This window comes from Telluria beijingensis (genome assembly GCF_030770395.1).
GTDB classification, from domain to species: Bacteria; Pseudomonadota; Gammaproteobacteria; order Burkholderiales; family Burkholderiaceae_D; genus Telluria; species Telluria beijingensis.
In genome coordinates this window covers 3,511,185-3,525,666 of record NZ_CP132480.1, presented here as the reverse complement: position 1 = coordinate 3,525,666, position 14,482 = coordinate 3,511,185, and the positions used below count along the sequence as shown (strand labels likewise).

Genomic DNA, 14,482 nt, shown 5'->3' with positions numbered 1-14,482 from the left:
TGTTTTTCGTCGCTGCAAAGCGGCAAATCCGGCGTCGAACCACATTGCATTGCAACATCGATAACGTGTTTACAAAAAATCGTAGCTGAACAACACTTCGAAAAACGCGATGTTAGCGCTAACGGTCTTTTCGAGGAGAAACGATGTCAGCATCAAGCGACACCACCCCCGTCCCTGCAACCGGCGCCTTGCGCTGGGTCGTCATGGGCGTCAGCGGATCGGGCAAGAGCACGGTTGGCGCCGCCCTGGCCACCCACTATGCCGTCCCCTTCTTCGAAGGCGATGCCTATCATCCTGCCGACAACGTCAGCAAGATGTCGGCCGGCATCCCGCTCGACGACGACGACCGCGCCGGCTGGCTGGACGCGCTGGCGGGCGAGATCCGCCAGGCCCGGACCGAGGGCAAGGGCCTGGTGCTGTCGTGCTCCGCGCTCAAGCGGCGTTACCGCGACCTGCTGCGCGCGGCCGACCCGGCGCTGCGCTTCGTGCACCTGGCCGGTCCGCGCGAGCTGATCGCCGTGCGCATGCACGGCCGCCCCGGCCACTACATGCCGCCCTCGCTGCTGGACAGCCAGCTGAGCATCCTGGAACCGCTCCAGCCCGACGAGACCGGCCTTACCCTGGACATCACGCTGGCGCCAGTAGCGCTGGTGGACCGCATCACCAGCAGCGCCTGAACCACGACGCCTGGACCGCGGCCCCTGGCACCGCGGTCCGGCGGGATTTTCGCAAGCAGCCAGTTGCAAGCTGTCGCGCAGCCCTCCACAGAGACGGCGCGCTCCCATACAACAAGCATCGAGGAGACATCATGCGTACACCAGTTCAACGGACTCTCATCAGCCTGGCCGTGGCCAGCGCCTGCTGGAGCGTCGGCTTCGCCCACGCCCAACAGGCGCAGCCCGCGCCGGCGGCCACCGAAACCAGCGCCGATACCGCGGCCGATACGAGCGCCCCACCGGCTACGCCTGTGGCCGCAGACGACGGCGCCGCCACCACCGTCGTGCGCATCTCGGGCTCGCGCATCGCCGCGCGCGGCTTCACCATGCCGACGCCGACCACCAGCCTGACCAGCGCCGACCTGGAAAAATCCGCCAAGCCGAACCTGTTCAACACCCTGGCCGAACTGCCTGCCCTGCAGGGCAGCACCGGCCGCACCACCAGCACCAACAGCACCAGCAGCGGCATCCAGGGCCTGTCTTCCCTGAGCCTGCGCGGCCTGGGCACGATCCGGACCCTTACCCTGCTCGACGGCCAGCGCGTGGTCGGCGCCAACGTCACCGGCGTGACCGACGTCAGCCAGTTCCCGCAACTGCTGGTGAAACGCGTCGACGTGGTGACCGGCGGCGCCTCGGCGTCCTACGGCTCGGACGCGGTGGGCGGCGTGGTCAACTTCGTCACCGACAAAAAATTCACCGGCTTCAAGGCCAACGTCCAGGGCGGACAAACGAAGTACGACGACGACCGTGGCGGCACCGTGCAGGCAGCCTGGGGCAAGGCCTTCCTGGACGACCGCTTCCACGTGACGGCCAGCGCCGAGTTCACGAAGGAGAACGGCATCGAGTCGCCCGGCTTCGGCGGCAAGGGCCCGAACGGCCGCACCTGGTACCAGAACCCGGCCTATTCGGTACGCCCGCTGAACCAGACCGGCGACGGCCTGCCACAATACCGCGTGATCGAACAGGCGCAGCAATACCAGTACGCCAAGTACGGCCTGATCACAAGCGGCCCGCTGCAAGGCACCGCCTTCGGCCCGGGCGGCGCGCCCTACCAGTTCCAGTACGGTTCGGGTGGCCGGCCGACCGGCACCGGCGCCGTCACCAACTGCGTCAACCCGTTCTGCATCGGCGGCGACTTGAGCGGCAGCGTCGGTTCGGGCACCAACCTGGCGATGAACTTCAAGCGCCAGGTGGCCTATACCCGCATGTCGTATGACCTCACGCCGGACCACCAGCTCTACTTCACCGCCAACTTCGGCAAGGTGGATTCGCGCTTCTCGCCCAATCCGGGCGCAGCGAAAAACGCCAACCTGAACATCCAGTGCTCGAACCCCTTCCTGCCGGCCTCCATCGTCGATGCCTGCGCCCGCAACAACATCACGAGCTTCCAATACGGCACCTCGAACGCGATCTTCCCCGAGAATATCGACGTCCAGCCGACCCGCACCCAGCGCCGCTTCGTGATCGGCGCCGAGGGCAAGTTCGCCCTGTTCGGCAAGGACTGGTCGTACGACGCCTATGTGACCCACGGCGAGAACAAGACCAATCTCGACGCGTTCAACATGACGCTCAATGCGCGCTACAACGCCGCGATCGACGCCGTGCGCGCGCCGGACGGCCGCATCGTGTGCCGCAATCCGGTGGCCGCGGCATCGGGCTGCGTACCGCTCAATATCATCGGCGACAACCCGATCGATCCAGCCGCCTGGGCCTATATCGCACCAGAGAACGGCCCACGCCAGCGCACCAAACAGAGCCAGGACGTCGGCAGCTTCAACATCAACGGCGAACTGTTCGAAGGCTGGGCCGGCCCGGTCTCGCTGGCCACCGGCGCCGAATATCGCCGTGAAAAATACCGCGTGCGCGGCGACGCCTACGGCAACGGCGTGATGGCGTCCTCGCCGAACAATGCGATGTACCCGGCCGACCCGCTGCTCAACACCACGGTCGGCAACAACTGGTACGCGGGTAACTTCCACGCCGGCGAAGGCAGCTACAACGTGCGCGAAGCGTATGTGGAGCTGAACATCCCGGTGCTCAAGTCCGCAACCTGGGGCGAGGCCAACCTGAACCTGGCCGACCGCGAGACCAAGTACAGCACCGCCGGCAGTGTCAATAGCTGGAAGATGGGCGCCACCTGGCAGACCCCGATCGACGGCCTGCGCCTGCGCGGCGTGACCTCGAAGGACGTGCGCGCGCCCAATCTGTCGGAGCTGTTCGCGGCGCCGGTGGTGGTCAACAACGTGGTCCAGTACCAGGGCAATACCATCAGCGTGCAGGAACGCACGGTCGGCAATACCGGCCTGCGTCCGGAGATCGCGCGCAACAACACCTTCGGCATCGTCCTGAGCCAGCCGAAGTGGGCGCCGGGCTTCAGCATCTCGGCCGACTACTTCGACATCGAAGTGAAGGGCGTGATCTCGGCGCTGACGATCCAGCAGGAAGTCGACCTGTGCGTGGCCGGCAACCAGGAGATCTGCCAGGCGATGGTGCTCAACAGCCCGGGCAACAACTATGTCACGGTGCAGAACTTCAACCTGGCCTCGCTCAAGGTCAAGGGCTTCGATCTCGAGACCGCCTACAGGACGGGCCTGGAGCGCCTGAACCTGCCGGGCCGCTTCACCTTCCGCGCGCTGGCCACCCGCAACCTGCACTACATCACCGAGTCGGGCGTGGTCGGCACGATCGCGGTGGATTCGGCCGGCTCGAACATGGGCAATACGCCGAAGTGGAAGGTGCTGGCGACGCAGACCTGGGAGAACGACAAGCTCAGTTTCACGCTGACCGAACGCTGGTTCAGCGACGGCACCTACCGCAACGACTTCATCGAGTGCCAGACCGGTTGCCCGACGTCGACCCTGATCCACCCGACCATCTACAGCAACAAGATGAAGGGCGCGGCCTACCTCGACATCGGCGCCAGCTACAACCTGTCGAAGCAGTTGCAGGCCTACGTCAAGATCGACAACGTGACCGACCGTGCGCCTGAAGCCGCACCGCAGACCAATGCCAGCTATGGCATCAACCCGGCCCTGTACGACGTGGTTGGACGCACCTACCGGGCCGGCCTGCGCTACGGCTTTTAAAAGAGGCCAGCCGTGTGGAACATCGTTTCCGTACTGCTGGCGGTCGGCCTGCTGACCTTGTTGATCGCCTGGGGCAAGGTCCAGCCCCTGCTGGCCTTCGTAGCGGCATCGATCGCGGCGGCCCTGCTGCTTGGGGTGCCGCCGTCGAAGATCCCCGGCGCGATCGAGAAGGGCATCGGCGACCTGCTCGGCTCCCTGGTGGTGATCATCTGCCTGGGCGCCGTGTTCGGCAAGCTGATCGCCGACAGCGGGGCCGCGCGCCGCATCGCCACCTGCCTGGTCGACGCGCTCGGACCGTCGCGCATCCCGGTGGCGCTGACCGTCACCGGTTTCGTGGTCGGCATCCCGCTGTACTACAACGTCGGCTTCGTGCTGCTGGTGCCGCTGATCTTCTCGCTCGTGTATAGCTCGGGGCGGCCGGCGGTGGCGCTGGCAATTCCGCTGCTGGCCGGGCTGTCGATCGCGCACGGCTTCCTGCCGCCGCATCCGTCGCCGGTGGCGCTCGTGTCGGCGATCCATGCCGACATGGGAACCACGCTGCTGTACGGGATCGTGGTGGCGATACCTACCCTGATTCTCGCCGGGCCGCTGTTCGCCATGACGCTGCGGCGCATCCAGGCCCAGCCCGCGGCCATGTTCCAGGATGGCCGCCAGATGGATGAAGGCGCGCTGCCCGGCGTCTTCAACAGCTTCGCCACTGCGCTGCTTCCGGTGCTGCTGCTGGGAGCGACGACCGTGCTCATGATGGCAAGGCCCGACCTGAACGGCGGCCTGTCCTTCCTCGCCAATCCACTGGTGGTGATGCTGGTGTCGTACGTGGTCGCCATCTGGACGCTGGGGCTGGCGCAGGGCCGGCGTTTTTCCGCCGTGATGCAGGGACCGGCCGAGGCGATGCGCGAGATCGCGCCGATCCTGTTGATCATCGCCGGCGCCGGTGCATTGAAGCAGGTACTGGTGGAATCGGGCGTCAGCACCGATCTCGGCGCCCTGCTATCCAGCCTGCCGGTGCCGCCGCTGGTGCTGGGCTGGTCGGTGGCGACCGTGATCCGCATCTGCCTGGGCTCGGCCACGGTGGCTGGCGTGACGGCCGGCGGCATCGTGGCGCCGCTGGTACACAGTTCCGGCGTCGACCCGAACCTGATGGTGCTGGCCATCGGCGCGGGGAGCCTGATGTGCAGCCATGTGAACGATTCCGGCTTCTGGATGTTCAAGGAATATTTTGGTTTGTCCCTGAAGGATACCTTCCGCTCCTGGACCCTGATGGAGACTTTGGTGGGCGTGTTCGGCCTGCTGTTCGTGATGCTTCTGTCGCTGTTTTTGCATAGCTGAGGAAAAGACCGATAATGACAACACTTTCCGTACTTCCCCGCGCTCTGGCGCTGTCGCTCCTGCTGGCCGGCGCCGCGAACGCCGCATCCATCTCGGCCTACCAGGCCATGCCCGAAGACCCGCGCGCCGTCGTGGTGCGCGCCAAGGGCGACGGTCAGGCCGACGATACGGCCGCGATCCAGCAGGCGCTGGATGCTGCCGCCAACAAGGGCCAGGGCGGCATCGTGTTCCTGCCCTCGGGCCGTTACCGCCTCACCCGTTCGCTGCTGATTCCGCTGGCCGTGCGCCTGTACGGCGTCGGCCCGACCCGCCCCGTGTTCGTGCTGGGCGAGAACACGCCGGGTTTCCAGAAGGGCGTGGCGAATATGGTGATCTTCACCGGCGGCGACCAGTACAACGTTGGCAAGGTGCCGATGCCGGTGCCGAGCGCGGTGCCGTTCAGCGCCGAGGAAGGAAAAGCAGTCCGCAATGCGAACTCGTCGACCTTCTATTCGGCGCTGTCGAACGTCGACTTCGAGATCAAGGATGGCAACCCGGCCGCCGCCGCGGTGCGCATGCACACGGCCCAGCACTCGAACCTGAGCCATATCGATTTTCATCTGGGTTCCGGCCTGGCCGGCGTCTACCAGGTCGGCAACGTCGCCTACAACCTGCGCTTCTACGGCGGCCGCTACGGCATCCTGAGCGAAAAGACCTCGCCCGCCTGGCAGTTCACGCTGATGGATTCGACCTTCGAAGGCCAGCGCGATGCGGCGATCCGCGAGCATGAGGCCAGCCTTACGATGATCAATACCGAGATCAAGGACACGCCGGTCGGGATCGAGATCAACCGCGGCTATGGCGACTGGTTGTGGGGCAAGGACGTGCGCTTCGAGAACGTCAGCAAGGCTGCGCTCATCGTCAGCAATGAAGACAACGTCTACACCCAGGTCGGCATGGAGAACGCCATCGCGCGCAATGTGCCGACGTTCGTGCGCTTCCGCGACAGCGGCAAGACCCTGGCCGGGGCGGGGAATGGCCGCGACTACACCGTCAGCGAATTCAACTACGGCCTGTTCATCAAGCAGATGGGCGAGCCGGGGACGTTCTCGACCAATTACAAGTCGGCGGCCCTGCCGGCTGCGGCGAAGGCGCCGGCGCGCGCCCTGCGTCCGCTGCCGCCGTCGAAGGAATGGGCCAATGTGCACTCCTACGGCGCCAAGGGCGACGGCAAGACCGACGACACGGCGGCGATCCAGAAGGCGATCGACGCCAACCGCGTGGTCTACCTGCCGCTGGGCTTCTACGTGGTCAACGACACGATCCGCATGAAGACCGACACCGTGATCATCGCCCTGCACCCGGGCCTGACCCAGCTCCTGATCCCGAACGGCTCGCCCAAGTTCCAGGGTGTCGACAGTCCCAAGGCGCTGCTGGAAAGCGCGCGCGGCGGCGAAGGCATCGTGTCCGGCATCGGCCTCGCGACCGGCGAGATCAACAACCGCGCGGTGGCGCTGCTGTGGCGCGCCGGCGAACACTCGCTGGTGGACGACGTACGCATCCAGGGTGGTCACGGCACCCGGCTGTACGACGGCCGACGCGCCGACCCGTACCAGAAGGACGCCAAGTTCGACACCACCGCGCACTGGGACCGCCAGTATCCGAGCGTGTGGGTGACCGATGGCGGCGGCGGCACTTTCTCGGGCATCTGGTCGCCCAGCGGGTATGCGCAAGCCGGCTTCTACGTGAGCAATACCAAGACCCCCGGTAAAGTCTATGAGCTGTCGGCCGAGCACCATATCCGCGCCGAGATCGTGCTGGACAATGTGGAGAACTGGGAATTCCTGGCGCCGCAGACCGAGGAGGAGATCCGCGACGGCGCCGATGCGGTGTCGCTTGAGATCCGCAACTCGAAGAACCTGCTGTTCGCGAACTACCACGGTTACCGCGTGACGCGTTCCTATAAACCGATGCCGGCCGCGATCCTGATCACCAACTCGAGCGACATCCGCTTCCGCAATGTGCACGTGAACGGCGAGAGCGGCTTCGCGACCTGCGACGACAATGGCTGCACCACCTATCTGCGCGCCAGCAAGTTCGCCTACGATAACGCGATCCGCGACGTCTCCAACAAGCTCGAGGTGCGCGAGCGCGAGTTCGCCGTGTTCGACTACACCGGCAAGCAGCGCAAGGCGCCGGCGCCACTGGGCAAGGTCGACAAGCTCGAAGGTGGCTTCTATTCGATCGCCGGCGCCACCGTCGACCCCAAGGGCAAGCTGTACTTCGTCGACCGTCACTGGAAGCGCATCTACAGCTATACCAAGGACGAGGGCCTGGTGGTGGTGCGCGACGCCCCGCTCGATCCGGTCAACCTGGCGCTCGACAATAGCGGCAACATGATGGTGATCTCGAACTACGGCCCGCAGGCCAGCGTCTACGCGTTCAAGCCGGGCACGCCGGGAACCGAGGTCACGATGATCAAGCCGACGCCGGTTGCGGCGCGCCAGGGTGCGCGGGTCGCGGTGCCGGTCAACTTCTGGCAGAACGGCGAGTTCAAGGACCAGCTCAACTACGATACTTTCGAATTCACCACGCTGGCCGAGATGTTCGCGCGCGACGTCGCCCTGCCGAAGAAAGAAGAATACGTGTCGCCCGACGGCAGCCTGGTGCTGCCCGCCTACCGCGTGCTGCGCCAGGGCGCGGCCGACCACCTTGGCTGGCGCTGGGCCGATTCGCTGCAGGCCTTCGGCCTCGTCACGGCGCCGGTAGGCCAGCGAGTGGTGTTCACCAACGGCTCCGAGAACCGCACCTTCAGCGGCATCGTGAACCAGGGCGGCGGCCTTACCGACCTCAAGCTGCTGGCCAACCGCGGCGGCGAGAGCGCGGCGGTCGGTCCGAACGGCGACACCTATGTCGCCAACGGCCAGGTCTTCGTCTATGGCAAGGACGGCAAGCAGAAAGGCCGCATCGACGTGCCGGAGCGTCCGTTGCAGCTGGTCTTCGGCGGCGCAGACAAGCGCACGCTGTTCATCCTGACCCATCACTCGCTGTACTCGACCCGGATCGGCGATTGATGCGCGCCATCGGCATCCTGTGCGCCGCGCTGCTGCTGTCCGGCAGCGCCATGGCGCAGGTGATCGAACTCTGGCCCAACGGCGCACCCGGCTCGCAGGGCCGCCAGCATGAGCCCGAGACGGTCAAGGACGGCGTCTACTTCAGCAATGTGCACGCGCCGTCGCTGACGGTGGCGCAGGCCGACCGCCGCCACGCCAACGGCGCCGCCGTGATCGTGGTGCCGGGCGGCGGACACCGCATGCTGGTGTTCCAGAACGAAGGCATGGTGGCGGCCAAGACCCTGAACCGGATCGGCGTCACCGCCTTCGTGCTCAAGTACCGGCTGGCGCGCGATGGCGCATCGGGCTATAGCATCGAAGGCGATGCCGCCGCCGACCTGCGGCGCGCGGTGCGCTGGGTGCGCGCCAATGCGGCGCAGTATGGCGTCGATCCCGAGCGCATCGGCGTGATGGGCTTCTCGGCCGGCGGCGAACTGGCGGCGCTGGTGGCCAATCACCCGCAACCGAAGGCTGGCGGCGATGCACTCGACCGCCATTCGGCCCGGCCCGACTTCCAGGTGCTGGTGTATCCTGGCCCGCTCGGCACGCCGGCCACCGATGCCGCGAACGCCCCGCCGGCCTTCCTGGTCGCCGGCTCGCGCGACGCCTGCTGCATGCCGCCCACGCTCGCCCTGTACCAGCAACTGGTGGCGGCCGGCGTCTCGGCCGAGCTGCACCTGTATGCCGACACCGACCACGCCTTCAATATGGGCCAGCGCGGCGAGCGCGTCTCGCTGCAGCACTGGCCCGACCGGCTGGCCGACTGGCTGTCGGACGGCGGCTGGCTGGTGCCGCGGAATGGTCGCAAGCCCGAAGGCGTGCCCGCGCCATGACAATAAAGGAGACACGATGAAGCAACTGACCCGATCCATGGCCCTTGGCCTGGCCATGATGGCGATCGCCGTGCCGGACAGCCTGGCCGAAGACCAGTTCAAGCTGCTGGTGCTGGCCACGCCCGGCAAGTACCACTACGAATATATCCCGATCGCGCGCGACAACCTGGAGCGGCTGGCCAAGCTGCATGCGTTCGGGCTCACCTACACCAACAAGACGCAGGTGTTCGAAGGCAACCTGAAACAGTATGCGGCGGTGATGTTCCTGAACACGCCGGGCGAAGAGCTGAACCCTGCCCAGCGCGCCAACTTCGAAGAGTACATGCGCGGCGGCGGCAATGCCGTCGTGGTGCACCGCGCGGCGATCGCGAAACCGAACGACTGGGTCTGGTTCGAGAAGATGGTGGGCCGCACCGTCGGCCTGCATCCGAAGCTGCAGACCGGGGTGGTGACCGTGGTCGACAAGGGTTTCCCCGCCACCTACGGCCTGCCCGAGCGCTGGGTCTGGAGCGACGAGTTCTATACGTTCACAAACCCCTATAACGTCAAGATCAACCCGGTGCTGAACGTGGACGAGTCTAGCTACGACCCGACCCTGATCTGGCCGGGGCAGACGGTGAAAGGCATGGGCAAGGACCACCCGATAGCCTGGCACCACCAGTACGAGAAGGGCCGCGTGTTCGTCACCACACTGGGGCACAATGGCGAGATGTATCGCGATCCGCAGTATCTGGGGCATTTGCTGGGCGGGATCTATTGGGCCGCGACAGGGCGGGGACAAGCTGGCGGAATCCGCTAATTTCCTGAAGGGGATTCCGATCAAGAACGGTGACCATCTTCATCAGAGGGCCGCTCCGTGCCAGCGACGTGTTGTTGATAGCGCTCAATATAGGCGATGACTTGCTCGGCCCCCTCGTCCGTCTCGACCAGCTCGATTGGTGTCCGCCCGCCCAAGTGCGGGTTTGGATCCTCCATCCATTTGAACGCCTTGCCACGACTACCTGTAAACGGAAGTGCCATTGCGACCACTCGTTCCAGCAAATCCGGCCGTGCATACCAGGACTCAGGTTTCATGGTCGGCTTGCGCCCAGCAATTACCCGAGGCAATTGAGACTTCGCCAGTTCTTCCAAAGTAATGTGCGTGCGAACCCAGTGTGCAAGTTCGACAAGTTCACTATTGGGTATCCGTTGCCGAGTCCGCGATGGGACAACGAGTCCTATCTGTACTTTAGTGTAGGTACGGATCAACTGTAATGCAGGCGCAATATCGGTATCGTTGGTAACAATCACTACTTGATCAACCTCACCCGTGATCGCATCGTGATAAGCCTGTAGTGCAAGATTCACGTCAGACTGTTTCTCCTCAAGCTTCCAGACCAATGTTTCTTGGCAATCGCGTGGCCAAGTTGCCGGGGCAGTCGGATTTACGAGCTTGGCTTTCGACTCGATCAGGGAGTAGTAGCCTTCGATAAGTTCAATCCGTTCGCTGTACAGCTTGCGGAGCGCCGTATGGTACCGCGCTTGTGATGACACTGAATCAAGCGCCCTGGCAGCCTTTTCCAGTATTTTGGCGGTAAAAAATTTGATACTCAGAGGCAGTAACACACTTTCAGGAGGTGCGCTGGAAGGAAGGATGCATCGCTCAAAAAGCGTCATCAAGTCCAGCCACTTATAAGGCGTACTCTTCAGACAACCATAATAAAGATTGTAGCCATCAACATAGATGCGGGTACGCAACGGCTCGGTGGCTGTCACCTGTACTTCTGCCATTTTCGCTCCGTAGAATGAAAAAACCGGCTTGCGCCGGCTTTTTCCCCCGCGCCCCAGATGGTCTAGCCACACCGGCGTCGCGGATTAGTTGTTAAGGAGAGTGTATCAGATTTGAGCAGAAAAATCTCAGGTGCGTAAATATCCTACCCAAGCTTGCGCAAATGCCGCCAGCCAAGCACCAGGCCACTGAAGGTCAGCGCAAAGCCCAGCACGCACAAGACGATCACCACCACATCCCACAGCGGCCGCGTGCGCAGGACAGCGAAGTCGAGCCGGTGCAGGCCGTCGAACAGCCAGCGGTCCCAGCGCTTGTCGCGATCGACGTAGCCCGCCAGGCGGCCCTGGGCCGGATCGATGTAGAACACCGGCGCCTCCGGCAAATCAAAGCGCGCGCGCAGCACCGGGAAGGTCACTTCGCGGTGATGGCTGTAGTAGTAATCGTCCGGCCCCGTGAGCAGTTCCGCCTGCATCGCGGCGACGGGTCGGATCGCCTGCGCCGCGCGCAGCAGCGCCTCGTGCGGCAGGGCCGTCAGCAGGGCGCCATCGCGCGCATCGACCAGCGTACGCCCCTTGCGACCGAGCGCGCTCAGGTACAGTGCACCACCGACGCGGCGCCATTCCAGCTCCAGCGTGCCGGGATGCGCGCGCAGGAGCGCCGCCGCATCCAGCCCCAGGTCGCCGCTGTCGACGCCGCCCCCGGCGAACGCCAGCCGGTCCTGCGGCGTGATGCTGCCGCCGGCAGGGAAGCCGAACGGCCCCATCGACAGCCAACCGCTGAACAGCCAGGTGATGACCAGCACGCCGACGCCGAGGCCCAGCCAGTGATGCCAGGCCTTCCAGCCGGTATACGGCGACATCCTGCCGCCCGCATAGCGGCGGCGGATGCGCAGGCGCTGGATGCTGATCACCATGCCGGTGATGGCCAGCGCCGTGGCCACGCCGGAGGTCCACATCACCACCTGGCTCCAGGCTTCGCCATGCTTGCGCAGCGGCGTCACATAGAGCCAGTGGGTGACAGCGCCGACCCAGTTCCACGCGCGTTCGCTGCGCGTAGTGTCGCGCACCAGCTCCCCGGTGCGGCCCGACACGTACAGTACGCTGCCGGCAGCGTCGTCGACGGCGACCCGGAACAAGGGCCGGTGCACGCGCACGGCGCCGAACGTCCATTGGTCGATGTCGATCGTGTCGATCGCCAGCGATCGGGCGCCGGGCGCCGCGCTGCGTGCACAGCTACCGACGATCTGGTCATCGACCTGCAGCGGTGCGCCGCTGTCGGCCCAGACCGAATGCCAGCTGCGTTCATGCTGGAAGTGCCAGGCTGGCCGACCCGCCACCGTGTTCAGGCGCACCGCATCCGGCATGCCCGCCAGCGCGGTCGTCTCCCACGCGGCATCGGCCTTCACCTGGACGCGGCCTGCGTCGAGCGGCGCCAGCCAGCCCATGCGCTCTTCTTCGGTCAGCTCGGGATACGGCACGTACATCATGACGATGCCCGAACCGAACCACAGCGGCACCAGCAGGCCGATGACGATGCCCAGCCAGCGGTGCCACCAATGCAGCTGGCGCTTCCAGGACGCCACGTCAGTAGCGCCAGTGGACGGTCAGCTCGGCGTGACGCTCGTCGCCCAGCAGGTATTGCGACGAACCATACGAGGAGATCGCATACAGCTTGTCGGTCAGGTTGCGCAGGTTGAGCTGCAACTGCACGTTGCGGCGCAGGGCCCAGCCGATCGAGGCGTCCAGCGTGGTGTATGCCGGCAGCGTCTGCGTATTGGCATTGCTGATGAAACGCTTGCCCACATAGCGCAGGCCGGCGCCCGTGCGCCAGTCGCCGGCGCGGTGCGTCAGCCACAGGTTCGAGGACACCTTCGGCACATTGGCCGGCCGGTTGCCGGCGCGCGAGACGTTGCCTGCCTCGAGCAGCTCGTCGAACTCGGCGTCCGTGTAGGCGACGTTGGCGTCCATGCGCCAGCCTGCCGCCAGGTTCACGCTGGCGCTCACCTCGGCGCCTTGCGAAGTCTGCGAACCGCCCTGCACCGACAAGGCCGGATTGTTCGGGTCGCGCGTGATGATGTCGTCCTTCTTGATCCTGTACAGCGCAGCGGTCCACTCGGCCCGGCCGCCGGCCAGCATCTGCTTGACGCCCGCCTCGAGCTGGCGCGCGCTGGTCAGCTTGAACTTGTTATTGGCCAGGTTCAGCGACAGGATGCTGGTCACCGGATCGCTGCCGGTGCTGACCTGGCCATACAGCGAGGTGTCCGGCGCCAGCTTCCAGCTCGCCCCCACGCGCACCGCGTTCGAGATCAGTGTTGCGTCGAAGTGGCCGCTGTCGGCCAGCAGGTTGCGGCGGTCGACCTTGTAGCGGTCGTGGCGCACGCCGGCCATCAGGAGCAGGCGTTCGCTGGCCCGGTAGGCGTCTTCCAGGTAGAACGCATGGGTGGTGGTGTCGGTGGCGAAGTTGGGCCGCAGCGGGTCCGGGCTGTCGAACAGGCCCGGATCGAAGCCGGTCGGCCTGACGGTCGACGCTCCGCGATACGGCGAACTGTTGGTGTGCTTGAAGTCGATGGCCGACGCCTCCCAGCCGGCGATGAACTGGTTGGCCGCGCTCGTCCAGCGCGCCTCGAGGCGGTTCGCGGTCTGTTCCTGGTTGTGGCGCAGGGCCAGGTAGTCGCTGCGGTCGACCATGTCGGCCACCGGATCGTACGCATATGACTCGATATTGCGCCAGTCGCGGCGCGCCTTCATGTAGGCCAGCTCGTTGCTGACGACCAGGCCCGGCGCCACCTGCCAGTTCAGGCGCGCCATCGCCTTGTCGTCGACGTAGCGCAGCACGGCGTCGCCGGCATTGTAGTTCTGGTCGCGCAGGTGGCCGGCCAGGCGGCCGTTCACCAGCGGCGTGCCGAAATAGCGGCGCGGCTCCTGCTCGGCATGGTCCAGCTGGGCGTACAGCGTCACGCCCGGGGCCAGCGTGCTCGTCATGCTGGTCAGGATCTTGCCGTGACGCGATTCGCCACGGTCGATGAAGCCGTCGCTGCGGCCGGCATAGGCGTCGACGCGAAAGGCGCTCTGCTCGCCCAGGGCGCCGGTGGCGCCGAAGCCGGCGCGCAGCGAAGAGCTGCTGCCGACGCCCCCCAACAGTTCGACCGAGGATTCGCGGCGCGGCATCTTGCGCACCGCGTTGACGATGGCGCCGGTGGTGCCGCTGCCGTGCACCACCGAACCCGGGCCGCGCAGCACTTCGATGGTTTCATAGCCCCAGGGATCGGCCGGATAGGTCGCCGTTCCCGAACCGACCAGCAGGCGCTGGCCGTTTTCCAGCAGGGCGATCGAGCTGTTGCCGTTGAAGCCACGCGCCGAATAACTGATGCCGCTGCCGGGCGTGCTGCTGTCGGTCAGGCCGGTGGTGCGGGTCACCGCATCCCTGACCTGCAGGTCGCCGCGCGCGGCGATGGTGGCGGCGCTCAGGCTCTCGGCGCTGGCCGGCAGGTCGAGCGTGCTGATCCCGAGGCGGCTGCCGGTCGTGTGCGGACGGTCGAGCGCCAGGCCTTCGTCGAGCATGGCGCCCTGGATGGTCACGGTGGGGAGGTCTTGCGCGCCGGCGCCGGTGGCGCACAGCAGGGCGATGGCCGCGGCCAGCGGATGCAGTCGGTTCATGG

General features: G+C 65.7%; 9 protein-coding genes. 6 read left to right on the top strand and 3 right to left on the bottom strand.

From position 1 onward, the window contains the following. Positions 1-143: 143 nt before the first annotated feature. From Q9246_RS15550 to Q9246_RS15525, 6 genes are all read left to right on the top strand, one after another. Positions 144-677: a gluconokinase gene (locus Q9246_RS15550; protein ID WP_306391524.1), complete on the top strand. Its 534-nt coding sequence runs from the start codon at positions 144-146 to the stop codon at positions 675-677. 131 nt (positions 678-808) lie between these two features. Continuing rightward, entirely contained in the window at positions 809-3,802 is a 2,994-nt protein-coding gene (locus Q9246_RS15545) for a TonB-dependent receptor plug domain-containing protein (RefSeq protein ID WP_306391522.1), read from the top strand. Positions 3,803-3,814: 12 nt separating this feature from the next. Beyond that, positions 3,815-5,131, top strand: coding sequence for a gluconate:H+ symporter (locus Q9246_RS15540; RefSeq protein WP_306391521.1), 1,317 nt, complete (start codon positions 3,815-3,817; stop codon positions 5,129-5,131). Between the two features lie 14 nt (positions 5,132-5,145). Further along, positions 5,146-8,184: a glycosyl hydrolase family 28-related protein gene (locus tag Q9246_RS15535; RefSeq protein WP_306391520.1), complete on the top strand. Its 3,039-nt coding sequence runs from the start codon at positions 5,146-5,148 to the stop codon at positions 8,182-8,184. After that, entirely contained in the window at positions 8,184-9,056 is an 873-nt protein-coding gene (locus tag Q9246_RS15530; RefSeq protein WP_306391519.1) for an alpha/beta hydrolase, read from the top strand. Before Q9246_RS15535 ends, Q9246_RS15530 begins: the two co-directional genes overlap by 1 nt. 16 nt (positions 9,057-9,072) lie before the next feature. Beyond that, entirely contained in the window at positions 9,073-9,855 is a 783-nt protein-coding gene (locus Q9246_RS15525; protein ID WP_306391518.1) for a ThuA domain-containing protein, read from the top strand. 20 nt (positions 9,856-9,875) lie between these two features. Here Q9246_RS15525 and Q9246_RS15520 read toward each other — a convergent pair whose 3' ends face one another. From Q9246_RS15520 to Q9246_RS15510, 3 genes are all read right to left on the bottom strand, one after another. Then, complete coding sequence (locus Q9246_RS15520; protein WP_306391517.1) at positions 9,876-10,826, bottom strand: antitoxin Xre/MbcA/ParS toxin-binding domain-containing protein; 951 nt, start codon at positions 10,824-10,826, stop codon at positions 9,876-9,878. A 143-nt stretch (positions 10,827-10,969) separates the two neighbouring features. Continuing rightward, the gene (locus Q9246_RS15515; protein WP_306391516.1) at positions 10,970-12,406 is read right to left on the bottom strand and encodes a PepSY domain-containing protein; all 1,437 of its coding nucleotides are present in this window, start codon (positions 12,404-12,406) and stop codon (positions 10,970-10,972) included. Position 12,407: 1 nt separating this feature from the next. Next, on the bottom strand, positions 12,408-14,480 hold the full coding sequence (locus Q9246_RS15510; protein ID WP_306391515.1) for a TonB-dependent receptor: 2,073 nt from the start codon (positions 14,478-14,480) through the stop codon (positions 12,408-12,410). Positions 14,481-14,482: the final 2 nt, after the last annotated feature.

Excerpts from the sequence above, each read along its gene's own strand:
- Q9246_RS15550 (WP_306391524.1), top strand. The coding sequence starts at position 144 with ATGTCAGCATCAAGCGACACCACCCCCGTCCCTGCAACCGGCGCCTTG.
- Q9246_RS15545 (WP_306391522.1), top strand. The coding sequence starts at position 809 with ATGCGTACACCAGTTCAACGGACTCTCATCAGCCTGGCCGTGGCCAGC.
- Q9246_RS15535 (WP_306391520.1), top strand. The coding sequence starts at position 5,146 with ATGACAACACTTTCCGTACTTCCCCGCGCTCTGGCGCTGTCGCTCCTG.
- Q9246_RS15530 (WP_306391519.1), top strand. The coding sequence starts at position 8,184 with ATGCGCGCCATCGGCATCCTGTGCGCCGCGCTGCTGCTGTCCGGCAGC.
- Q9246_RS15525 (WP_306391518.1), top strand. The coding sequence starts at position 9,073 with ATGAAGCAACTGACCCGATCCATGGCCCTTGGCCTGGCCATGATGGCG.
- Q9246_RS15520 (WP_306391517.1), bottom strand. The coding sequence starts at position 10,826 with ATGGCAGAAGTACAGGTGACAGCCACCGAGCCGTTGCGTACCCGCATC.
- Q9246_RS15510 (WP_306391515.1), bottom strand. The coding sequence starts at position 14,480 with ATGAACCGACTGCATCCGCTGGCCGCGGCCATCGCCCTGCTGTGCGCC.